The sequence below is a fragment of the Streptomyces sp. NPDC104831 genome, from assembly GCF_055583025.1.
Genome location: NZ_JBVJOT010000001.1, coordinates 165816 through 186747 on the forward strand (window position 1 = coordinate 165816; position 20932 = coordinate 186747).

Below are 20932 nucleotides of genomic sequence, written 5' to 3' on the forward strand. Positions count from 1 at the left end.
AGCGGGCCCGCCCCTCAGGGCGGACCCGCTTCCCGCGTTCAGGCAGAGCCTCAGGCGTCCTTGGACTCCTCGGCCGGGGCCTCGGTCTCCTCGACCTTGGTCTCCTCGGCCTTGGTCTCCTCGGCCTTGGCCTCCTCGGCCTCCTTGACCGCGCGCTTGGTCGCGGCCTCGGCCTCGCCCACGGCGTTCTGCTGCACCGTCAGCGCCTCGACCAGCTCGATGACGGCCATGGGCGCGTTGTCGCCACGGCGGTTACCGATCTTGGTGATGCGGGTGTAACCACCCGGACGGTTCTCGTAGCGCGGGCCGATCTCGGTGAAGAGCGTGTGGACGATGCTCTTGTCCGTGATGACCTGGAGCACCTGACGGCGGTTGTGAAGGTCACCCTTCTTCGCCTTGGTGATCAGACGCTCGGCGTACGGGCGCAGACGGCGCGCCTTCGCCTCGGTGGTGGTGATGCGGCCGTGCTCGAAGAGGCTCTTCGCCAGGTTCGCGAGGAGCAGCTTCTCGTGCGCGGCACTGCCGCCCAGACGGGCACCCTTGGTGGGCTTCGGCATGGTTCTTCTCCTAGGTGTCTGCCCCGGCCGTATCAGGTACCGGGGTCAGTATCCGAGCAGGCGGTCGCCTGTCGGAGATCCGGGGTCCGCCGACGCGAACCCCGGAGGCGGAGACTCAGTACTGCTCGGTCTCCACGAAACCCGCGTCCGCGTCGTCGTCGGCGCCGAAGGCGTCCGCGGCGGCCGTGGGGTCGAATCCGGGCGGGCTGTCCTTGAGGGCCAGGCCCATGCCGGCCAGCTTCGCCTTGACCTCGTCGATCGACTTCGCACCGAAGTTGCGGATGTCGAGCAGGTCGGCCTCGGAACGCGCCACGAGCTCACCCACGGAGTGGATGCCCTCGCGCTTGAGGCAGTTGTACGACCGAACGGTGAGCTCCAGCTCCTCGATCGGCAGCGCCAGGTCGGCGGCCAGCGCGGCGTCCGTCGGGGACGGACCCATGTCGATGCCCTCGGCGTCGATGTTCAGCTCGCGGGCGAGACCGAACAGCTCGACCAGGGTCTTGCCGGCGGAGGCCATGGCGTCACGCGGACGCATCGCCTGCTTGGTCTCGACGTCGACGATCAGCTTGTCGAAGTCGGTGCGCTGCTCGACACGCGTGGCCTCGACCTTGTACGTGACCTTGAGCACCGGCGAGTAGATCGAGTCGACCGGGATCCGGCCGATCTCCTGGCCCACCTGCTTGTTCTGCACGGCGGAGACGTAGCCGCGACCGCGCTCGACGGTCAGCTCCATCTCCAGCTTGCCCTTGCCGTTGAGCGTGGCGAGGACGAGGTCGGGGTTGTGCACCTCGACACCGGCCGGGGGCGCGATGTCGGCGGCGGTGACCAGACCCGGGCCCTGCTTGCGCAGGTACATCACGACCGGCTCGTCGTGCTCCGAGGAGACGACCAGCTGCTTGATGTTGAGGATCAGGTCGGTGACGTCCTCCTTGACGCCCGGCACGGTGGTGAACTCGTGCAGGACACCGTCGATCCGGATCGAGGTGACGGCGGCACCCGGGATCGAGGAGAGGAGCGTACGGCGCAGGGAGTTGCCGAGGGTGTAGCCGAAGCCCGGCTCCAGCGGCTCGATCACGAACCGGGAGCGGAACTCGTCGACGACCTCTTCGGTCAACGAGGGACGCTGAGCGATCAGCATGTGTGGATCAGATCCTTCTTTCGTGGACGCCCGCTATTTGACGTCCGACGGAAACCGCGCCTGTGCAGCGCGGGTACTGCAAGGGTACGGGCGGTACGGCTCCACGGAGCCGTACCGCCCGCGACCCGAGCCTGCGCGAGGCAGCCGTGCGTCAGACGCGGCGGCGCTTCGGCGGGCGGCAGCCGTTGTGCGGGGTCGGGGTGACGTCCTGGATGGAGCCGACCTCGAGGCCCGTGGCCTGGAGGGAACGGATCGCGGTCTCACGACCGGAACCCGGGCCCTTCACGAACACGTCGACCTTGCGCATGCCGTGCTCCTGGGCGCGGCGGGCGGCCGACTCGGCGGCCATCTGCGCGGCGAACGGCGTGGACTTCCGGGAGCCCTTGAAGCCGACGTGGCCGGCGGAGGCCCAGGAGATCACGTTGCCGGACGGGTCCGTGATCGAGACGATCGTGTTGTTGAACGTGCTCTTGATGTGCGCGTGGCCGTGAGCGACGTTCTTCTTTTCCTTGCGGCGCACCTTCTTGGCAGCGCCCTGACGACCCTTGGGGGGCATCTATTAACTCCTACGGGAGGTGGTCGGTCCTACAGCGAAGACCGTGGACAGGCGTCCGCTGCGGACTACTTCTTGCCCGGCTTCTTCTTGCCGGCGATGGCGCGACGCGGGCCCTTGCGGGTACGGGCGTTGGTGCTGGTGCGCTGACCGCGGACGGGCAGACCGCGACGGTGACGGAGACCCTGGTAGGTACCGATCTCGACCTTGCGGCGGATGTCGGCCTGGATCTCGCGACGGAGGTCACCCTCGGTCTTGATGTTGTTGTCGACGTACTCGCGGATCGCGACGAGCTGCTCTTCCGTCAGGTCGCGGACGCGGGTGTTCGGGTCGACGCCGGTCGCAGCCAGCGTCTCCTTCGAGAGGGTCCGGCCGATGCCGAACACGTAGGTGAGCGCGATCTCCACGCGCTTTTCGCGCGGGATGTCGACACCGGAAACGCGTGCCATTCAATGGCTCCTGGTGATTCTTCGGAGGTCTTCCACAGAACCGGCTCCCGGCCGCCGTACCAGGTACGAACCGGGTCCCCGGCCTCCGAACCGGGGGTGTCGAGCTGGATGGCTCGGGTCCTGCGTATGAACATATTCAGCTCGCGTCGCGCGAAACTCTGCGATAGAGGTGCAGAGGGATACGGTCCTGCGTCAGCCCTGGCGCTGCTTGTGGCGCGGGTTCTCGCAGATGACCATGACCCGGCCGTGACGGCGGATCACCCTGCACTTGTCGCAGATCTTCTTGACGCTCGGCTTGACCTTCATGGGGTGAGGTTCTCCGGGTCAGTGCCATCGCACCGGGCGGGCCCGGGGCGCGGGCAAGATCTACTTGTACCGGTAGACGATCCGGCCACGCGTCAGGTCGTACGGAGACAGCTCCACCACGACCCGGTCGTCAGGGAGGATGCGGATGTAGTGCATACGCATCTTGCCGCTGATGTGTGCCAGGACCTGGTGGCCGTTCTGGAGCTCGACCTTGAACATGGCGTTCGGCAGAGACTCGACGACAGTGCCCTCGATCTCGATGGCACCTTGCTTCTTGGCCACGCTTCGCCCTTCGAATCGACTACCTTGATCGGCTCTGTGACGGACTCACGTTTTCAGGCATGAGGGTGCACAAGAGCCGACGAGTCAGTCTACGTCGCCGCTCCCGGAAAGGCGAATCGAGAAAGTCTGCCCCATGGGGGTGATCCCTACGCCACGGGGTCCGGAAGGACGGGCACACCGGCACCCGCCACCGCGCGCGGCGGCGGGCCGGCACAGGCCGCCGGCGCTTACGCCAGCGGGTCCGGCGCCGCGGTGACGCCGTACTCCGCGAGCTTGGCCTTGCCGCCGTCGACGGCCGTCAGGACCAGCGGACCCTGCTCCGTGAGGGCCACCGAGTGCTCCCAGTGGGAGGACCAGGTGCCGTCCGTGGTGATGACCGTCCAGTCGTCGGAGAGGACCTCGGTCCTCGGGGTGCCGAGGGAGACCATCGGCTCGATCGCCAGGCAGAAGCCGGGGACCAGCTTGGGGCCCTTGCCGCGGCGCCGGTCGACGTAGTTCAGCAGGTGCGGGTCCATGTGCATCTCGGTGCCGATGCCGTGGCCGCCGTAGTCCTCGATGATCCCGTACCGGCCGCCGCCCGGCTTGGGCTGTCGGCGGATGTACGTCTCGATCGCCCGGGAGATGTCGACCAGGCGGTTGCCCTGCCTCATGGCCGCGATGCCGGCCCACATCGACTCCTCGGTCACCCGCGACAGCTCGACCAGCTCCGGGGCGTGACCGGAGCCGACGAAGGCGGTGTAGGCCGCGTCGCCGTGCCAGCCGTCGACGATGGCGCCGCAGTCGATGGAGATGATGTCGCCGTCCTTCAGGACGACGTCGTCGGAGGGGATGCCGTGGACGACCACGTCGTTCACGGAGGTGCAGATGGTGGCCGGGAAGCCGCCGTAACCGAGGAAGTTCGACTTCGCGCCGTGCTCCGCGAGGACCTTGCGGGCCACCTCGTCCAGGTCCCGGGTGGTCGCGCCGGGCACCGCGGCCTCGCGCGTGGCCGCGTGGATGGCGGCTACGACCAGGCCCGCCGCCCGCATCTTCGCGATCTGCTCGGGGGTCTTGATCTGCACCATGGGGGGCCTGCGCTCTCCGTCACTCACGTCGACTGGGGTACCTGTACAACAGTACGGCCGCGGCGCCCGGGGAGGGCACCGCGGCCGGACGGGCCGGGATCTACTTCTCGGCCTTCTCGCGCTTGAGGGCCTCCAGCGCCCGCTGCGTGATCTCCTCGACCGGGCCCAGGGAGGAGATCGTCACGACCAGCCCCTGCGCCTTGTAGTAGTCGATGATCGGCTCGGTCTGCGTGTGGTAGACCTCCAGCCGCTTGCGGACGGTGTCCTCGGAGTCGTCGTCGCGCTGGTACAGCTCGCCGCCGCACACGTCGCAGACGCCCTCCTGCTTCGGCGGGCTGTAGGTGACGTGGAAGACGTGCGAGGAGTCGTTGCGGCAGATGCGCCGGCCGGCGATGCGCTTGACGACCTCGTCCTCGGGGACCTCCAGGTCGAGCACGGCGTCCAGCGTGATGCCCTCGGTGCGCAGCAGCTGGTCCAGCGCCTCGGCCTGCGAGACGTTGCGCGGGAAGCCGTCCAGCAGGAAGCCCTTCTCCGCGTCCGGCTGCTCCATGCGGTCCTTGGCCATCGCGATGGTCACCTCGTCGGGGACGAGGTTGCCGGCGTCCATGTAGGACTTCGCGAGCTTGCCCAGCTCCGTCTGCCGGCTGATGTTGGCGCGGAACAGGTCGCCCGTGGAGATGTGCGGGATGGCCAGCTTCTCTGCGAGCCGGACGGCCTGCGTTCCCTTACCGGCACCCGGCGGCCCGACGAGGACGATACGCATCAGCGGAGGAACCCTTCGTAATTGCGCTGCTGGAGCTGGCTCTCGATCTGCTTCACCGTCTCGAGGCCGACACCCACGATGATGAGGATGCTGGTCCCGCCGAAGGGGAAGTTCTGGCTTGCTCCAAAGCCCACCAACGCCATTGTCGGTACGAGAGCGATCAGACCCAGATACAGCGAACCCGGCCAGGTGATCCGGTTGAGAACGTAGCTCAGGTACTCAGCGGTCGGTCGGCCAGCCCGGATGCCCGGGATGAAGCCACCATACTTCTTCATGTTGTCGGCTACTTCCTCGGGGTTGAAGGAGATAGCGACGTAGAAGAACGCGAAGAAAACGATGAGCAAGAAGTACGAAGTGATGTAAATCGGGTGGTCGCCCTTGGTGAGGTTCTGCTCGATCCAGGTCTTCCAGCCCGACTGGCCCCCGGCGAACTGCGCCACGAGTGCCGGGATGTAGAGCAGCGAAGAGGCGAAGATGACGGGAATCACACCCGCCTGGTTCACCTTGAGCGGGATGTACGTGGACGTACCGCCGTAGGACCGGCGCCCGATCATCCGCTTCGCGTACTGCACCGGGATGCGGCGCTGGGCCTGCTCGACGAAGACGACGAGCCCGACCATGACCAGGCCGACCGCGATGACGGTGCCGAACTCGATCCAGCCGCCGGCCAGCGAGCCCTGCTTCTTGATGGCCCACAGCGCGGACGGGAAGGTCGCGGCGATCGAGATGAACATCAGGATCGACATGCCGTTGCCGATGCCGCGGTCGGTGATCAGCTCACCGAGCCACATGACGACGGCCGTACCGGCGGTCATGGTGATGACCATCGTGATGGTCGTGAAGATGCCCTGGTCGGGGACGATGCTCGTGGCGACCGAGCAGCCGTTGAACAGGGCGCCGCTGCGGGCGGTGGCGACCAGGCCGGTGCCCTGCAGGATGGCCAGGGCCACCGTGAGGTACCGGGTGTACTGCGTGATCTTCGCCGTGCCGGCCTGGCCCTCCTTCTTCAGGGCCTCCAGTCGCGGGATCACCACGGTCAGCAGCTGAAGGATGATGCTGGCGGTGATGTACGGCATGATGCCGAGCGCGAAGACCGTGATCTGCAGCAGCGCACCACCACTGAACATGTTCACGAGGCCGAACAGGCCCTGGTTGCCCTGTGCCTCGGTCACACACTGCTGGACGGCCTTGTAGTTGACGTTGGGGATCGGGATGTGGGTACCGACCCGGTAGACCACGATGATGCCCAGCGTGAAGAGCAGCTTCTTGCGCAGGTCGGGCGTCCTGAACGCCCGGGCGAACGCGGTGAGCACGGTGCCTCCTGCGACCCCCGCGCAACTGCGTCAAGGGTGACGGTCTGAGGTTCGACGAATACGAAAAAGAACAGTGCAGGCCACCATACCGGCGACACTGCCCCCCTAGGAACGACCAACCGGGGATACCTCATTGTGAGGTATCCCCGGTCGGGATCGTCTACGTCATCGACGCGCCGCCTGAGGGACTCAGACGAGCTCGGTGACCGTGCCGCCGGCGGCGGTGATCTTCTCCTTGGCGGAGCCGGAGACGGCGTCGACCGTCACCTGCAGCGCCACGGAGATCTCGCCCTGGCCGAGGACCTTGACGAGGCTGTTCTTGCGAACGGCGCCCTTGGCCACCAGCGACTCGACGGTGACCTCGCCACCCTCCGGGTAGAGCGCGGCCAGCTTGTCGAGGTTCACGACCTGGTACTCGGTCTTGAACGGGTTCTTGAAGCCCTTCAGCTTCGGGAGGCGCATGTGCAGCGGCATCTGGCCGCCCTCGAAGCGCTCCGGAACCTGGTAGCGGGCCTTGGTGCCCTTGGTACCACGACCGGCCGTCTTACCCTTCGACGCCTCACCACGACCGACACGGGTCTTGGCGGTCTTGGCGCCCGGGGCGGGACGGAGGTTGTGGATCTTCAGCGGGTTGTTCTCCGCCATGATCAGTCGACCTCCTCGACCGTCACGAGGTGGCGGACGGTGTGCACCATGCCGCGGAACTCGGGGCGGTCCTCCTTGACGACCACGGTGTTGATCCCCTTGAGACCAAGCGACCGCAGGGTGTCACGGTGGTTCTGCTTGCTGCCGATGTAGGACTTGACCTGCGTGATCTTGAGCTGCGCCATGATTACGCACCCGCCCCGGCACGCGCACGGAGAAGAGCCGCGGGGGCGACGTCCTCGAGCGGCAGACCACGGCGGGCCGCGATCTCCTCGGGACGCTGCAGGCCCTTCAGGGCCTCCACGGTCGCGTGCACGATGTTGATGGCGTTGTCGGAGCCGAGCGACTTCGACAGCACGTCGTGGATACCGGCGCACTCGAGCACGGCGCGCACCGGACCACCGGCGATCACACCGGTACCGGGCGACGCGGGCTTGAGCAGCACGACGCCGGCGGCCTTCTCACCCTGGATCGGGTGCGGGATGGTGCCCTGGATACGGGGGACCTTGAAGAAGTGCTTCTTGGCCTCCTCCACACCCTTGGCGATGGCGGCCGGCACCTCCTTGGCCTTGCCGTAACCGACACCCACGGTGCCGTCACCGTCGCCCACCACGACCAGCGCGGTGAAGCTGAAGCGACGACCACCCTTCACAACCTTGGCGACGCGGTTGATCGCGACGACGCGCTCAACGTACGCGGTCTTCTCGGCGGCAGCAGCGCCGCCGTCACGGCCCTTCCGGTCCCGCCGCTCGCCGCCACCGGCACCGCTACCGCGGCGCTGGGGTCCAGCCATTGGATTACCTCTCTCTTTCCGCTAGCTACAAGCGGCTCAGAACTTGAGCCCGGCCTCGCGGGCGGCGTCCGCCAGGGCCGCGATGCGGCCGGCGTACTGGTTGCCACCACGGTCGAACACGACGGCCTCGACACCGGCGGCCTTGGCACGCTCGGCGACCAGGGCGCCGACCTGCTTGGCCTGCGCGGACTTGTCGCCCTCGGCACCGCGGATCGACGCGTCCAGCGTGGACGCCGACGCCAGGGTGTGACCCTTCAGGTCGTCGATCACCTGCGCCACAATGTGGCGGTTGGAGCGGGTCACGACCAGACGGGGACGCTCCGCCGTACCGGACACCTTCTTGCGGATCCGGATGTGACGGCGCTTGATCGCGGCGCGCTTGTAGGCGTCGCCCTTGAGGATCTTCTGCCCGTATGCCATGGCTTACTTACCCGCCTTTCCGACCTTGCGGCGGATGACTTCGCCCTCGTACTTGACACCCTTGGCCTTGTACGGGTCGGGCTTGCGCAGCTTGCGGATGTTGGCCGCAACCTCGCCGACCTTCTGCTTGTCGATGCCCTCGACCGAGAAACGGGTCGGGGACTCCACCTTGAAGGTGATGCCCTCGGGGGCCTCGACCACGATCGGGTGGCTGTAACCGAGAGCGAACTCCAGGTTGGAACCCTTGGCGGTCACTCGGTAACCGACACCGCTGATCTCGAGCTTCTTCACGTAACCCTGGGTCACGCCGGTGATCATGTTCGCCACCAGCGTGCGGGAGAGGCCGTGCAGGGCCTTGCTCTGACGCTCGTCGTTCGGGCGGAGCACCTGCAGGGTGCCGTCCTCGCCCTTAGCGATGTCGATCGGCGCGGCAACGGTGTGGGTCAGCGAGCCCTTGGGGCCCTTGACCGAAACCGTACGGCCGTCGATGGTGACGTCCACGCCGGCGGGAACCGCGATGGGGAGCTTGCCGATGCGCGACATAGCTGTTTCCTCCGTTCCCTTCTGCTACCAGACGTAGGCGAGGACTTCCCCACCCACGCCCTTCTTGCCGGCCTGCTTGTCGGTGAGGAGCCCGTGCGACGTGGAGATGATCGCCACGCCCAGGCCGCCGAGCACCTTCGGCAGGTTGGTGGACTTCGCGTAAACCCGGAGACCGGGCTTGGAGATCCGCTTGATGCCCGCGATGGAGCGCTCACGGTTGGGGCCGAACTTCAGCTCCAGGACGAGGTTCTTGCCGACCTCGGCGTCCTCGACCTTCCAGCCCGTGATGAAGCCCTCCTGCTGGAGGATCTCCGCGATGTGAGACTTGATCTTGGAGTGCGGCATCGACACCGAGTCGTGGTACGCCGAGTTCGCGTTCCGCAGACGCGTCAGCATGTCTGCGATCGGATCAGTCATGGTCATGAATTGGCCTGTGGCCTTTCTCGCCGGGGTTTCCTATATGCGCCATCCCTCTCCCCGTACTTCTGAAGACGGGACGGGTGCGGCGCGGGGACCTACGGCGTAGTAAGTCGTTCAGGGCGGCAGAGCCCAACCCCACCAGCCTACGGCATGTGGGTATCGGGCCCTGCCGTCCCGGTTGCTTACCGAGAGGTCCCAGAATCCCTAAATGAGGGATTACCAGGAGCTCTTGGTCACGCCCGGCAGCTCGCCACGGTGAGCCATCTCACGGAGGCACACGCGGCACAGGCCGAACTTGCGGTAGACGGAGTGCGGACGACCGCAGCGCTGGCAGCGGGTGTAGCCACGCACACCGAACTTGGGCTTGCGAGCAGCCTTCGCGATGAGAGCCTTCTTCGCCATCTCGCTCACGCCTCCTTGAACGGGAAGCCGAGGTGACGGAGAAGGGCACGGCCCTCTTCGTCGTTGGTCGCCGTGGTCACCACGGTGATGTCCATACCCCGGACGCGGTCGATCTTGTCCTGGTCGATCTCGTGGAACATGACCTGCTCCGTGAGACCGAAGGTGTAGTTGCCACGGCCGTCGAACTGCTTGGGGGACAGGCCGCGGAAGTCGCGGATGCGCGGCAGCGCGAGCGACAGGGTGCGGTCCAGGAACTCCCACATGCGGTCGCCACGGAGCGTGACGTGGGCACCGATCGGCTGGCCCTCGCGCAGCTTGAACTGCGCGATGGACTTGCGGGCCTTGGTGACGGCCGGCTTCTGACCGGTGATGGTGGTCAGGTCGCGGATCGCGCCCTCGATCAGCTTCGAGTCACGGGCGGCGTCGCCGACACCCATGTTGACCACGATCTTGACGAGGCCGGGGATCTGCATGACGTTCTCGTACTTGAACTCGTCACGCAGCTTGCCCGCGATCTCCTCGCGGTACTTCTGCTTCAGACGCGGAGTGGTGGTGGTAGCCATCAGATGTCCTCACCCGTCCGCTTGGCAACGCGGATCTTGTTGCCCTCTTCGTCGAAGCGGTAGCCGACACGCGTGACGACCTTCTTGCCGTCCTGCTCCACGACCAGCTGGACGTTGGAGACGTGGATCGGCGCCTCGGTGGTCACGATGCCGCCGGCCTGGGAACCGCTGGCGGTCGGACCGGCCTTGGTGTGCTTCTTGACCCGGTTGACACCCTCGACCAGGACGCGCTCCTCGCGCGGGTAAGCGGCAATGACCTTGCCCTGCTTGCCCTTGTCCTTGCCGGTGATGACCTGGACCAGGTCGCCCTTCTTGATCTTCATGCTTACAGCACCTCCGGCGCGAGCGAGATGATCTTCATGAACTTCTTCTCGCGCAGCTCACGGCCGACCGGGCCGAAGATGCGGGTGCCGCGAGGGTCGCCGTCGTTCTTCAGAATGACGGCGGCGTTCTCGTCGAAGCGGATGTACGAGCCGTCCGGACGGCGGCGCTCCTTGACGGTGCGAACGATGACCGCCTTGACGACGTCACCCTTCTTCACGTTGCCACCGGGGATCGCGTCCTTGACGGTGGCGACGATGACGTCACCGATGCCCGCGTAGCGGCGACCGGAGCCACCGAGCACACGGATGCAAAGGATCTCCTTCGCACCAGTGTTGTCGGCGACACGCAGTCGCGACTCCTGCTGGATCACGTCTATCTCCTGATCGTCTGCCGGTTCCCGGCAGGGGCCTTCCCTCTCGGGATGGGCCCCTGCCGAGCCTGGCGGAACTGACCTGCGGGGTTAGCCCCGCAGGAATTACTTGGCCTTCTCGAGGATCTCGACGACGCGCCAGCGCTTCGTCGCGGACAGCGGCCGGGTCTCCATGAGGAGGACGCGGTCGCCGACACCCGCGGCGTTCTGCTCGTCGTGCGCCTTGAGCTTGTTCGTACGGCGGATGACCTTGCCGTACAGAGCGTGCTTGACGCGGTCCTCGACGGCGACGACGACGGTCTTGTCCATCTTGTCGCTGACGACGAGGCCCTCGCGCGTCTTGCGGAAGCCGCGCGCCTCGGTGTTGTGCTCAGTCACGTTGTTCTCGCTCATGCGTTCTCCACCGTTTCGATGCCCAGCTCGCGCTCGCGCATCAGGGTGTAGATCCGCGCGATGTCCTTACGGACGGCCTTCAGCCGACCGTGGTTTTCGAGCTGACCCGTCGCCGCCTGGAAGCGGAGGTTGAACAGCTCTTCCTTGGCCTCGCGGAGCTTACCCAGAAGCTCCTCGTTGCCCAGCTCGCGCAGCTCGGACGCCTTGGTACCGGCCGACATCACGCTTCACCTGCCTCGCGCTTGACGATCCGGCACTTCATCGGCAGCTTGTGGGCCGCACGGGTCAGCGCCTCACGGGCGATCTTCTCGTTGGGGTACGACAGCTCGAACATCACACGTCCGGGCTTGACGTTCGCGATCCACCACTCCGGGGAACCCTTACCGGAACCCATGCGGGTCTCGGCCGGCTTCTTGGTGAGGGGACGGTCCGGGTAGATGTTGATCCAGACCTTGCCGCCACGCTTGATGTGGCGGGTCATCGCGATACGGGCCGCCTCGATCTGGCGGTTCGTGACGTAGGCCGGGGTCAGCGCCTGGATGCCGTACTCGCCGAACGCAACCTGCGTCCCACCCTTGGACATACCGTTGCGCTTCGGGTGGTGCTGCTTGCGGTGCTTGACCCTACGGGGGATCAGCATTTCGGTCAGGCCTCCGTTCCGGTGCTCTCAGCCGGAGCGGCAGCCGCGGGGGCCTCGGCCTTGGGGGCCTCGGCACCGGCAGCCTGCTGCGGCTTGCGACCGCGCCGCTCGCCACCGCGGCCACCACGGGCCGGGCGGTCGGCGCCACCGCGGGCCGGGCGGTTACCCGCACGGGCGGCAGCGTTCTCGGCGCGGACCTCGGCGATGTTCTTGACGTCGCCCTTGTAGATCCAGACCTTCACACCGATGCGGCCGAAGGTCGTCTTGGCCTCGAAGAAGCCGTAGTCCACGTTCGCGCGGAGCGTGTGCAGGGGCACACGGCCCTCGCGGTAGAACTCCGAGCGGGACATCTCGGCGCCGCCGAGGCGGCCACCGCACTGGATCTTGATGCCCTTGGCGCCGGCCTTCATGGCGGACTGCATGCTCTTGCGCATGGCCCGACGGAAGGAGACGCGGGAGGACAGCTGCTCGGCGACGGCCTGGGCCACCAGCTGAGCGTCCGTCTCCGGGTTCTTGACCTCGAGGATGTTGAGCTGGACCTGCTTGCCGGTCAGCTTCTCCAGGTCACCGCGGATGCGGTCGGCCTCGGCGCCGCGGCGGCCGATGACGATGCCCGGGCGAGCGGTGTGGATGTCCACGCGGACGCGGTCACGGGTGCGCTCGATCTCGACCTTGGAGATGCCGGCGCGCTCCATGCCGGACGTCATCATCCGACGGATGGCGACGTCTTCCTTGACGTAGTCCTTGTACAGCTTGTCGGCGTACCAACGCGACTTGAAGTCGGTCGTGACACCGAGCCGGAACCCGTGCGGGTTTACCTTCTGGCCCATTACCGGGTTCCTTCCTTGCTGCTGACGACCACGGTGATGTGGCTGGTCCGCTTGCGGATCCGGTAGGCACGGCCCTGGGCGCGCGGCCGGAACCGCTTCAGGGTCGGGCCCTCGTCGACGTAGGCCTCGGAAATGAAGAGGCTGTCGACATCGGTGTGGTCGTAGTTGTGCGCGGCGTTGGCGATGGCGCTGTCGAGCACCTTGCCCACCGGCACCGAGGCGGCCTGCGGAGCGAATCGCAGGACGGCCTGGGCCTCCGTGGCGTCCATGCCACGGATGAGGTCCACCACGCGGCGGGCCTTCATGGGCGTGACGCGGATGTACCGCGCCTGGGCCCTGGCTTCCATGGTTGTCCCTTCAGTTACTTACGTGTCTGAATGCGATCCGCTACTAGCGGCGCTTCGACTTCCGGTCTTCCTTGACGTGGCCCCGGAAGGTGCGGGTCGGCGAGAACTCGCCGAGCTTGTGGCCGACCATCGACTCGGTGACGAACACCGGGATGTGGGTCTTGCCGTTGTGCACCGCGATCGTGTGGCCGAGCATGGCCGGGACGATCATCGAGCGACGGGACCAGGTCTTGATGACGTTCTTGGTGCCGGCTTCGTTCTGGGCGTCCACCTTCTTGATCAGGTGGTCGTCGACGAAGGGCCCCTTCTTCAAGCTACGAGGCATCTCAACCCGTCCTTAGCGCTTCTTGTTCGTCTTGCGGCGGCGGACGATGTACTTGTTCGACGCCTTCTTGGGCGAACGAGTACGGCCTTCCTTCTTGCCCCACGGGGACACGGGGTGGCGGCCACCGGAGGTACGACCCTCACCACCACCGTGCGGGTGGTCGACCGGGTTCATGACCACACCACGGACGGTCGGGCGGACGCCCAGCCACCGCTTGCGGCCGGCCTTGCCCCAGTTGATGTTCGACTGCTCGGCGTTGCCGACCTCGCCGATGGTGGCGCGGCAGCGGACGTCGACCAGGCGGATCTCACCGGACGGCATGCGCAGGTGGGCGTAGGCGCCCTCCTTCGCGAGCAGCTGCACGGAGGCACCGGCGGAGCGGGCGAACTTGGCACCGCCACCGGGACGGAGCTCGATCGCGTGGATCGTGGTACCGACCGGGATGTTGCGGAGGGCCAGGTTGTTGCCCGGCTTGATGTCGGCCCCGGGACCGTTCTCCACGGTGTCGCCCTGCTGCAGGTTGCGCGGGGCGAGGATGTAGCGCTTCTCGCCGTCCGCGTAGTGCAGCAGCGCGATGCGCGCGGTGCGGTTGGGGTCGTACTCGATGTGCGCGACCTTCGCCGGCACGCCGTCCTTGTCGTGACGACGGAAGTCGATCACTCGGTAGGCGCGCTTGTGTCCGCCACCCTGGTGGCGAACGGTCACACGACCGGCGTTGTTACGGCCGCCCTTGCTGTGCAGGGGACGGACCAGCGACTTCTCCGGCGTGGACCGCGTGACCTCGACGAAGTCGGCAACGCTGGCGCCACGACGGCCCGGCGTAGTCGGCTTGTACTTGCGGATTCCCATTTCTCAGTCCTCGTCCGATATCGGACGATCCGGACCGCCCTTAGGCGGTCGGACCGCCGAAGATGTCGATACGGTCGCCCTCGGCGAGGGTCACGATCGCGCGCTTGCTGCCGGCACGCTGACCGAAGCCGGTCTTCGTGCGCTTGCGCTTGCCCTGGCGGTTGATCGTGTTGACCCCGGTGACCTTGACGTCGAAGACCGCCTGGACGGCCTGCTTGATCTGGGTCTTGTTGGCGTTCGGGTCGACGATGAACGTGTACTTGTTCTCGTCGAGGAGCGCGTAGCTCTTCTCGGAGACGACCGGCTTCAGCAGGACGTCACGGGGGTCCGTGTACGACTTGCTCAGCGGGGTCTCGACGGTGTTCTTGCCCTCGGTGGCGTGGCGACGCGCCTTGGCGACGCGCGCGGCCTTGGCGGCCTTGGCGGCCTTCGAGGCAATGGCGGGGTGACGGATAGCCATCAGACCTCGCTCCCTTCGGTGTCAGCGGCCTTGGGGCCAGACACGAAGGACTCGAAAGCGGCCTGGGTGAAGACCACGTCGTCCGAGACGAGAACGTCGTACGTGTTCAGCTGGCCCGGCTCCAGGATGTGGACCTGGGGCAGGTTGCGGGCGGACAGCCACGCGGCCTCGTCGGAGCGGTCGACGACCAGGAGCAGGTTCTTGCGCTCGCTGATCTTGCCGAACAGGCTCTTGGCGGCCTTCGTGGAGATCTGGCCCTCGACCACGCCGGAGACGACGTGGATGCGGTTGTGACGCGCCCGGTCGGTGAGGGCACCGCGCAGGGCGGCGGCCTTCATCTTCTTCGGGGTCCGCTGCGAGTAGTCACGCGGCACGGGACCGTGCACGACGCCACCACCGGCGAACTGCGGCGCGCGGGTCGAACCCTGGCGGGCGCGACCGGTGCCCTTCTGGCGGTACGGCTTCTTGCCACCACCACGGACTTCACCGCGGGTCTTGGTCTTGTGCGTGCCCTGGCGGGCAGCGGCCAGCTGCGCGACGACGACCTGGTGGATCAGCGGGACGCTGACCTTGGCGTCGAAGATCTCCGCGGGGAGCTCGACGGAACCGGCCTTCTCGCCCGCCGGCGAAAGGATGTCAACAGTGCTCATCGGTTACCTCAGGCCCCCTTGGCCGCGGTGCGGACCAGGACGAGGCCGCCGTTCGGACCGGGAACCGCGCCCTTGATGAGCAGCAGACCCTTCTCCGCGTCAACGGCGTGGACGGTCAGGTTCTGGGTGGTGACCCGCTCGTTGCCCATGCGACCCGCCATGCGGAGGCCCTTGAACACACGGCCCGGGGTGGCGCAGCCACCGATGGAACCGGGCGAGCGGTGCTTGCGCTGGGTGCCGTGACCGGCGCCGAGGCCACCGAAGTTGTGACGCTTCATGACACCGGCGAAGCCCTTGCCCTTGCTCTTGCCGGTGACGTCGACCTTCACGCCGGCCTCGAACACCTCGGCGGTGATCTCCTGGCCCAGCGTGTACTCGGAGGCGTCCGCGGTGCGGATCTCGACGAGGTGGCGACGGGGGGTGACGTCGGCCTTCGCGAAGTGGCCCTTGAGGGGCTTGTTCACCTTGCGCGGGTCGATCTCGCCGAAGGCGATCTGGACCGACTCGTAGCCGTCGACGTCGTTGGTACGAACCTGGGTCACGACGTTGGGGCCGGCCTTGACGACGGTGACCGGAACAACACGGTTGTTCTCGTCCCACACCTGCGTCATGCCGAGCTTCTCGCCCAGGATGCCCTTGATCTGCTTAGCCATTCTCAGCCCACCAGCCTCAGAGCTTGATCTCGATGTCGACACCGGCCGGCAGGTCGAGTCGCATCAGAGAGTCAACGGTCTTGGGGGTCGGGTCGAGGATGTCGATCAGGCGCTTGTGCGTGCGCATCTCGAAGTGCTCGCGCGAGTCCTTGTACTTGTGCGGCGACTTGATGACGCAGTACACGTTCTTCTCAGTGGGCAGCGGCACCGGGCCCGCGACCGACGCACCAGTGCGGGTCACCGTCTCGACGATCTTCTTCGCCGAGGAGTCGATGACCTCGTGGTCGTAGGCCTTGAGCCGGATGCGGATCTTCTGTCCCGCCATGGCTACTCAGTAGTCCTGTCTCTCTAACGCTCTGGAACCCGGTGTTCCTTCTGCGTGACCCTTGCTCGTCCGACCCACGCGGTCGGGCGTGTCGCGCTCCCGCTGACACAGATGTCCCTTGTCCGAACATCCCTGCGGGATTGACACGGCCCTTCCGGAACCGCGGGCCGGGGACCTCGGGCCCACCGGGCGCCTGGCCGGTGTCGCGCCCACGCTTCCCGGAAGATTCCCGTACGTCCGCCCCAGTGCTGCCCGAGGGCAGTTAGGACGACGAGTACTGTGGGACTCGCTTCCGGTCCTCCCGGCGGGAGGCGCGCAGCATCAACACTCGACCGAGCAACTCGGACAGTCTGCCATACGTGACGGCCGCTGTGCCAATCGAGCCGAAGAGATTACCCCGGGAGTGACGTAGGTCAAACCGGGGTGCGGATGCCGCGCGTCGCCGGTTCGTGCGCCCCGATCACCGGCGCCGAGGATGTCACCGTGGACGACACCCCGTACTCCTTCCTGATCTCGGCGAACAACCCGGTGCCGCTGCCTGCTTCCGATATGGAGCTGGTCTCGACGGTCTCCCACCGCTCCGGGAACGCACCGCTGGCCCGGGTCTACGCCTCCCGTACGGCCGGACGCCCGCTCTGGATCCACACCGCCGCGGACGACCGCCCCCTCTGTTCCGTCACGCCCGCCGGCCCGGACGCCCACGACGTCCGCGCGGCCGACGGCACGCCCCTGGCCCGCGTCACCCGCCGCCCCGGCCGCCTCCTCCCCTGGCCCCGCCGGGTCCGCTGGACCGCGCGGCTCGCCGACCCGTCCCGGCAGGCCGAGGTCACGGGCAGGGCGGGCACCTGGTACGCCTGGCTGCTGTACGTGGTCACGGCGCCCGCCTGGCTTCTGTGGGTGCTGTGCGCGACGGTGTACTCCTTCTTCGACGGCAGCCCCGACGACTTCGCCTTCGGCAGCCCGGCGCGCACCCGCTGGCGCTCCCCCGGCGCCGGCACGGTCCTGGACTACCGGGGCCTGACCAGGTCCTACCGCCACTCCCCCCGCCACCTGGACGTCCGCGTCGCCTACGCCCTGGCGGTCCTGCGGACCCGGGACCGCGACCGGCTCAGAGCCTGAACAGTGCCCCGCGCCAGCTCCACCCGGCGCCGAGGACCGCCTCCCGCAAGGGCTCCTTCATCTCGGCGGTGTCGAAGCGGTGGTCCTCCGTGGCCCGGATCCTCCCGTCGGGCCCCCGCTCGACCGTCCAGCTCCGGGACACGCTCGCGACCTGCCCGCGGGACCGCTTCGCCGCCAGGACCAGCCGGGGCCTCTCACCGACCCAGGTGACCTCCCACTCCCGGTCGAGCGCGCGCACCTCGTGCCTCTCCGGGACCAGCCGCATCCGTGTCTCCAGGGACCGGTTCACCCGGGCCCGCGCGAAGAAGCCGTGCCAGGCGGGCTCCCGGACGCGCCACTCGGCCACCAGGTCGGCCCCGCCGCCCGCACCTTCGCGCACGACGTACGGCACGTCCGGCCCGCCGACGGCGAGCAGGGCGGCCCGGACCTCGTGGGCGGGCCGGGGCGGGACGCCGGGGTCGGGATGCCTGGTCCCGGTGAACAGGTCGCGAAGGGTCATGCCGATCAGTATCGGGTCCCGAGGTCCGTCCCCTGGGGCGCTCGCCGGCGGTGGGAGGCAGGTGTGGACACCTTCAGCTCGTCTTCGGTGACGTCATAGGGCGGCGCTGTGCGCGCCTGGCCGGCTCAGCCGCGCGAAGCGTAGGTCACGAAGTCGGCCCAGGCGGACGGGGCGACGGTGAGGCAGGGGCCGTCGGTGTTCTTCGAGTCGCGGATGTGGATGGTGGAGGGGGTGGGGGCGACTTCGAGGCAGTCGTTGCCGTTACTGCTGCTGCTATAGCTGCTCTTGAACCAGGCGAGAGCCACCTCGATGCAGTCGTGGCCATTGCTGCTGTCGCTGTAGCTGCTCTTGAACCAGCTGAGTTCCGGGATGCTCATAGTTCTCCCAGCGCTTCCTCGATGACGTCCAGAGACTCCTCTGGTGTGAGCGCCTGAGCCCGGATGATGCCATAGCGCAGGTCGAGGACGCGGAGCTGCCTCGGGTTCGAGACCGGGCGGCCCGAGAAGTCACCGTCCGTGCGGCCGACTCCCGTTCCGTCCACGAATTTCAGCACTTCGATGAGCCCAGCCGTACCGGGGTGGTTCGCGCGGCTGGTCGGCATCACCTGAAGCTCCACGAACGGCAACCGGGCCACTTCCAGCATGTGTTCGAGCTGTCGACGCAGCACCATTCTGTCCCCGACCGGGCGCCGCAGCGTCACCTCTTCCTGGACGAAACTCAGCTCGGGTGCTGGCGAGCGGTCGAAGACGGACTTGCGGGCCATACGGGCAGCCACCATGCGCTCCAACTCACCGGTCGAGTAAGCCGGGCGCCAAGTGCGAAGCAGCGCTCGCGCGTACTCTTCCGTCTGCAACAGCCCATGGATGTTGTGGTTGCTGTAGAGGAGCATCTCCGCCGCCCTCCCCTCCAGCTCCGCCAGCGCACGCACCTTCTTCGGATACCGCGCCTTCCTCATGTCCTCCATGAACGCCCGCAGATGCCCCTGTGCCTTCAGGTAGGTGTCCGCCCTGTCCAGCAACTCCGGCCTGGGGATACGCACCCCCCGTTCGATCTTGCGGATCATGTCCTCGCCGTAGCCCAGGGCCTCCGCCAGCTCGGGTACGCTCACGCCGGCCGACTCCCGGCAGACCTTGAGCAGTCGGCCCACCGCCTGGACGACCGGCTCGATCTCGTCACCCGGCTCGACGTCCCATCCCGCGTCGTCGACACCCTCGCCCATGACTCCTCCTTCGGCGCGCACTGGCACTCGTACAACGCCTGAGACAGCCGAGACAGCCGAGACAAAACGGGAGACAGTCACTGTACGTGCAGGCGATGTCACTCCCTTACGGAAGCAGCCTTCGCCACGCTCAGTGATGTGAACCAAGAAATGGGTGCCCCTGAAAACCACCCCACCGGCCACATCCCCACCTTCGACATCCGGCTGTCCCCCACACCCCGCGGTGCCCGGCTCGCCCGGCTGCTCGCCGAACAGCATCTGCGGTCGTGGGGGCTGCCGGTCGAGCAGGTGACACAGATCGTCGCCGAGCTGGCGGCCAACGCCGTCACGCACGGTCGCGTGCCCGGCCGGGACTTCCAACTGCTGCTCTACGTCGTGGGCCACACGCTCCGTATCGAGGTCACCGACACCCGCGACGACCGTTTCCCCCGGTTGGCGCCCCCGAGCGAGGACGGGGAATCGGGGCGCGGACTGCTCCTCGTGGAGGCCCTGGCCGACCGGTGGGGCGTGGCCGTGGGGCGACGCCCCCGCAAGACGGTCTGGGCCGAGGTGACCCTCGCGCACCGGGACCCGGCGGGCCGTGCTCCGGTGACGCGGGCGGTCATGACCCAAGGAACACCGGGGTGAAAGAACCCCGCCAAGCCCCACCCCTCCCGCCCACGGCGCAAACTCACTCGCCTGGGTGAACATCGCCAACTTGGCTGGATTTGGGGCAGGTTGCCTGTCCTACGCTCAGCGCGACAGCACCGCCGACATGAGTCGGCCCTCGCCGGGAGTAGCGATCCCAGTGCGAGGGCCTGACCACCGAGGAAGGCATGAACTTCCTGATGGATGTTGAAGACCCTAGCGCGCACGCACCCGCCGAGTCCCGCGTTACCGCCAACATGCACCCGAACCGGGGGCACACCGGCGGCCTCATTCACGACCACACCCGCCACACCACCCGCTTCACGGTGATCGGCAACCACCTGGCCCAGCACGCGGAGTTGTCGCTCCTCGCGATCGGCCTGGCCTGCCACATCCAGTCGCTGCCGCCCGGCGCCCGCGTCGACATCAAGACCTTGGCCGCCCGCTTCCCGGAGGGCGCGATCCGCATCGCGGCGGCCCTGCGGGAGCTGGAGGCCCACGGCTACCTGCGCCGCGAACGCACCCGCGTCCCCGGCGGCCGGATCGTCACCCGCACGATCTCCTGCAACCAGCCGGGCAGCCGGGCCGAGGAACCACCCGCGCCCCGTCGGCGACAGCAGCAGCCCCGCCGTACGGCCCTCCCAGCGGTACCGAAGCCCGCGTGCCTCTCCCCCGCTCTCCTCCGGACGGCCACGGACGTCCTCGCCGGCCTGCGCCGCAGGGACCCCCGCCTGCTCCTCTCCGCCACCGAGGCCGAACACCTGGCACCCGGGGTCGCGGCCTGGCTGGAACGGGACCTCACCCCCACGGCCGTACGCGACGCCCTGACCACCGGCCTGCCACCGGAACCCCTGACCCGCCCGGCCGCCCTCCTGGCCCACCGCCTGGCGACGGGCCTCCCCCCACTTCCCCCTTACCGCACCCCCGAGCCACCCCCACCGGTCTGCCACCCCCTCCAGACATGCGAGACCTGCGACCGAGCCTTCCGCTCCCCGGACCCCGGCCACTGCCGCGACTGCCGAACCGTTCTCCCGGAGGCCGCCTAGCATGAAAGCGACGATCCTTGACCCCGGGCACAGACGAGGAGCGGG

36 protein-coding genes are annotated in these 20932 nt (G+C 67.6%); 3 read left to right on the plus strand and 33 right to left on the minus strand.

Annotation, left to right across the window (positions count from 1 at the left end):
- Positions 1–50: 50 nt before the first annotated feature.
- From rplQ to rpsJ, 30 genes are all read right to left on the minus strand, one after another.
- Positions 51–557 carry a 50S ribosomal protein L17 gene (gene rplQ, locus ACZ63H_RS00720; protein ID WP_469860803.1) on the minus strand — a complete coding sequence of 169 codons (507 nt, stop codon included), beginning with the start codon at positions 555–557 and terminating at the stop codon, positions 51–53.
- 115 nt (positions 558–672) lie between these two features.
- On the minus strand, positions 673–1695 hold the full coding sequence (locus ACZ63H_RS00725) for a DNA-directed RNA polymerase subunit alpha (protein WP_003966937.1): 1023 nt from the start codon (positions 1693–1695) through the stop codon (positions 673–675).
- Positions 1696–1846: 151 nt separating this feature from the next.
- Positions 1847–2251 carry a 30S ribosomal protein S11 gene (rpsK, locus tag ACZ63H_RS00730; RefSeq protein ID WP_003956432.1) on the minus strand — a complete coding sequence of 135 codons (405 nt, stop codon included), beginning with the start codon at positions 2249–2251 and terminating at the stop codon, positions 1847–1849.
- 65 nt (positions 2252–2316) lie between these two features.
- Positions 2317–2697 (minus strand): 30S ribosomal protein S13, encoded by a 381-nt coding sequence (rpsM, locus tag ACZ63H_RS00735; RefSeq protein WP_067240336.1) that lies wholly within the window; start codon positions 2695–2697, stop codon positions 2317–2319.
- A gap of 192 nt (positions 2698–2889) precedes the next feature.
- Positions 2890–3003 (minus strand): 50S ribosomal protein L36, encoded by a 114-nt coding sequence (gene rpmJ, locus ACZ63H_RS00740; protein WP_003998809.1) that lies wholly within the window; start codon positions 3001–3003, stop codon positions 2890–2892.
- 60 nt (positions 3004–3063) lie between these two features.
- Complete coding sequence (infA, locus tag ACZ63H_RS00745) at positions 3064–3285, minus strand: translation initiation factor IF-1 (protein ID WP_003948620.1); 222 nt, start codon at positions 3283–3285, stop codon at positions 3064–3066.
- A 227-nt stretch (positions 3286–3512) separates the two neighbouring features.
- Positions 3513–4349 (minus strand): type I methionyl aminopeptidase, encoded by an 837-nt coding sequence (gene map, locus ACZ63H_RS00750; RefSeq protein ID WP_469860967.1) that lies wholly within the window; start codon positions 4347–4349, stop codon positions 3513–3515.
- 100 nt (positions 4350–4449) lie between these two features.
- Positions 4450–5112, minus strand: a complete 663-nt coding sequence (locus ACZ63H_RS00755; RefSeq protein WP_469860805.1) for an adenylate kinase — start codon at positions 5110–5112, stop codon at positions 4450–4452.
- The gene (secY, locus tag ACZ63H_RS00760; protein WP_318201880.1) at positions 5112–6425 is read right to left on the minus strand and encodes a preprotein translocase subunit SecY; all 1314 of its coding nucleotides are present in this window, start codon (positions 6423–6425) and stop codon (positions 5112–5114) included. The genes ACZ63H_RS00755 and secY overlap by 1 nt, the downstream gene beginning before the upstream one ends.
- A gap of 189 nt (positions 6426–6614) precedes the next feature.
- Positions 6615–7070, minus strand: coding sequence for a 50S ribosomal protein L15 (gene rplO / locus ACZ63H_RS00765; protein ID WP_030601181.1), 456 nt, complete (start codon positions 7068–7070; stop codon positions 6615–6617).
- A gap of 2 nt (positions 7071–7072) precedes the next feature.
- Positions 7073–7255: a 50S ribosomal protein L30 gene (rpmD, locus tag ACZ63H_RS00770; RefSeq protein ID WP_003998814.1), complete on the minus strand. Its 183-nt coding sequence runs from the start codon at positions 7253–7255 to the stop codon at positions 7073–7075.
- Between the two features lie 2 nt (positions 7256–7257).
- Positions 7258–7863 (minus strand): 30S ribosomal protein S5, encoded by a 606-nt coding sequence (gene rpsE / locus ACZ63H_RS00775; RefSeq protein ID WP_019753099.1) that lies wholly within the window; start codon positions 7861–7863, stop codon positions 7258–7260.
- Between the two features lie 36 nt (positions 7864–7899).
- Positions 7900–8283: a 50S ribosomal protein L18 gene (rplR, locus tag ACZ63H_RS00780; RefSeq protein ID WP_344349894.1), complete on the minus strand. Its 384-nt coding sequence runs from the start codon at positions 8281–8283 to the stop codon at positions 7900–7902.
- A gap of 3 nt (positions 8284–8286) precedes the next feature.
- On the minus strand, positions 8287–8826 hold the full coding sequence (rplF, locus tag ACZ63H_RS00785; protein ID WP_030641195.1) for a 50S ribosomal protein L6: 540 nt from the start codon (positions 8824–8826) through the stop codon (positions 8287–8289).
- Positions 8827–8850: 24 nt separating this feature from the next.
- Complete coding sequence (rpsH, locus tag ACZ63H_RS00790; RefSeq protein WP_014674378.1) at positions 8851–9249, minus strand: 30S ribosomal protein S8; 399 nt, start codon at positions 9247–9249, stop codon at positions 8851–8853.
- 213 nt (positions 9250–9462) lie between these two features.
- A complete protein-coding gene (locus ACZ63H_RS00795; RefSeq protein WP_003948630.1) occupies positions 9463–9648 on the minus strand; it encodes a type Z 30S ribosomal protein S14 in 186 nt (61 codons plus the stop codon).
- Between the two features lie 5 nt (positions 9649–9653).
- On the minus strand, positions 9654–10211 hold the full coding sequence (gene rplE, locus ACZ63H_RS00800; RefSeq protein ID WP_309095770.1) for a 50S ribosomal protein L5: 558 nt from the start codon (positions 10209–10211) through the stop codon (positions 9654–9656).
- Positions 10211–10534 (minus strand): 50S ribosomal protein L24, encoded by a 324-nt coding sequence (rplX, locus tag ACZ63H_RS00805; RefSeq protein ID WP_467932536.1) that lies wholly within the window; start codon positions 10532–10534, stop codon positions 10211–10213. Before rplX ends, rplE begins: the two co-directional genes overlap by 1 nt.
- A 2-nt stretch (positions 10535–10536) precedes the next feature.
- Positions 10537–10905 carry a 50S ribosomal protein L14 gene (rplN, locus tag ACZ63H_RS00810; protein WP_003998823.1) on the minus strand — a complete coding sequence of 123 codons (369 nt, stop codon included), beginning with the start codon at positions 10903–10905 and terminating at the stop codon, positions 10537–10539.
- A gap of 105 nt (positions 10906–11010) precedes the next feature.
- Entirely contained in the window at positions 11011–11298 is a 288-nt protein-coding gene (gene rpsQ / locus ACZ63H_RS00815; RefSeq protein WP_436955525.1) for a 30S ribosomal protein S17, read from the minus strand.
- Positions 11295–11519, minus strand: coding sequence for a 50S ribosomal protein L29 (gene rpmC, locus ACZ63H_RS00820; protein ID WP_018564811.1), 225 nt, complete (start codon positions 11517–11519; stop codon positions 11295–11297). Before rpmC ends, rpsQ begins: the two co-directional genes overlap by 4 nt.
- Positions 11519–11938 carry a 50S ribosomal protein L16 gene (gene rplP / locus ACZ63H_RS00825; protein ID WP_009190136.1) on the minus strand — a complete coding sequence of 140 codons (420 nt, stop codon included), beginning with the start codon at positions 11936–11938 and terminating at the stop codon, positions 11519–11521. Before rplP ends, rpmC begins: the two co-directional genes overlap by 1 nt.
- Positions 11939–11943: 5 nt before the next feature.
- Positions 11944–12768 (minus strand): 30S ribosomal protein S3, encoded by an 825-nt coding sequence (rpsC, locus tag ACZ63H_RS00830; protein WP_010036723.1) that lies wholly within the window; start codon positions 12766–12768, stop codon positions 11944–11946.
- Positions 12768–13115: a 50S ribosomal protein L22 gene (gene rplV / locus ACZ63H_RS00835; protein ID WP_006130776.1), complete on the minus strand. Its 348-nt coding sequence runs from the start codon at positions 13113–13115 to the stop codon at positions 12768–12770. Before rplV ends, rpsC begins: the two co-directional genes overlap by 1 nt.
- Before the next feature lie 43 nt (positions 13116–13158).
- Complete coding sequence (gene rpsS, locus ACZ63H_RS00840; RefSeq protein ID WP_004984529.1) at positions 13159–13440, minus strand: 30S ribosomal protein S19; 282 nt, start codon at positions 13438–13440, stop codon at positions 13159–13161.
- Between the two features lie 12 nt (positions 13441–13452).
- Positions 13453–14289, minus strand: a complete 837-nt coding sequence (gene rplB, locus ACZ63H_RS00845) for a 50S ribosomal protein L2 (RefSeq protein WP_318201884.1) — start codon at positions 14287–14289, stop codon at positions 13453–13455.
- 40 nt (positions 14290–14329) lie between these two features.
- Complete coding sequence (rplW, locus tag ACZ63H_RS00850) at positions 14330–14749, minus strand: 50S ribosomal protein L23 (protein WP_030601206.1); 420 nt, start codon at positions 14747–14749, stop codon at positions 14330–14332.
- Positions 14749–15399 carry a 50S ribosomal protein L4 gene (gene rplD, locus ACZ63H_RS00855; protein WP_467932539.1) on the minus strand — a complete coding sequence of 217 codons (651 nt, stop codon included), beginning with the start codon at positions 15397–15399 and terminating at the stop codon, positions 14749–14751. The genes rplW and rplD overlap by 1 nt, the downstream gene beginning before the upstream one ends.
- Positions 15400–15407: 8 nt before the next feature.
- A complete protein-coding gene (gene rplC, locus ACZ63H_RS00860) occupies positions 15408–16052 on the minus strand; it encodes a 50S ribosomal protein L3 (RefSeq protein ID WP_103781446.1) in 645 nt (214 codons plus the stop codon).
- Positions 16053–16068: 16 nt separating this feature from the next.
- Complete coding sequence (gene rpsJ / locus ACZ63H_RS00865) at positions 16069–16377, minus strand: 30S ribosomal protein S10 (RefSeq protein WP_003948644.1); 309 nt, start codon at positions 16375–16377, stop codon at positions 16069–16071.
- 483 nt (positions 16378–16860) lie between these two features.
- On the opposite strand from rpsJ, the gene ACZ63H_RS00870 reads away from it, so the two are divergent.
- Positions 16861–17496 carry a hypothetical protein gene (locus ACZ63H_RS00870; protein ID WP_469860813.1) on the plus strand — a complete coding sequence of 212 codons (636 nt, stop codon included), beginning with the start codon at positions 16861–16863 and terminating at the stop codon, positions 17494–17496.
- Here ACZ63H_RS00870 and ACZ63H_RS00875 read toward each other — a convergent pair.
- The 3 genes from ACZ63H_RS00875 to ACZ63H_RS00885 all read right to left on the minus strand — a co-directional run bounded on the left by ACZ63H_RS00875 (position 17486) and on the right by ACZ63H_RS00885 (position 19214).
- Positions 17486–17995, minus strand: a complete 510-nt coding sequence (locus tag ACZ63H_RS00875) for a hypothetical protein (RefSeq protein WP_469860815.1) — start codon at positions 17993–17995, stop codon at positions 17486–17488. The genes ACZ63H_RS00870 and ACZ63H_RS00875 overlap by 11 nt on opposite strands.
- Before the next feature lie 125 nt (positions 17996–18120).
- A complete protein-coding gene (locus tag ACZ63H_RS00880; RefSeq protein ID WP_469860817.1) occupies positions 18121–18372 on the minus strand; it encodes a DUF397 domain-containing protein in 252 nt (83 codons plus the stop codon).
- Complete coding sequence (locus ACZ63H_RS00885; protein WP_469860819.1) at positions 18369–19214, minus strand: helix-turn-helix domain-containing protein; 846 nt, start codon at positions 19212–19214, stop codon at positions 18369–18371. The genes ACZ63H_RS00880 and ACZ63H_RS00885 overlap by 4 nt, the downstream gene beginning before the upstream one ends.
- A 150-nt stretch (positions 19215–19364) precedes the next feature.
- Between ACZ63H_RS00885 and ACZ63H_RS00890 the strand changes: the two genes are divergently transcribed.
- Together ACZ63H_RS00890 and ACZ63H_RS00895 are read left to right on the plus strand one after the other, a co-directional pair.
- On the plus strand, positions 19365–19841 hold the full coding sequence (locus ACZ63H_RS00890; protein WP_469860821.1) for an ATP-binding protein: 477 nt from the start codon (positions 19365–19367) through the stop codon (positions 19839–19841).
- Between the two features lie 200 nt (positions 19842–20041).
- Positions 20042–20887 (plus strand): helix-turn-helix domain-containing protein, encoded by an 846-nt coding sequence (locus ACZ63H_RS00895; RefSeq protein WP_469860823.1) that lies wholly within the window; start codon positions 20042–20044, stop codon positions 20885–20887.
- Positions 20888–20932: the final 45 nt, after the last annotated feature.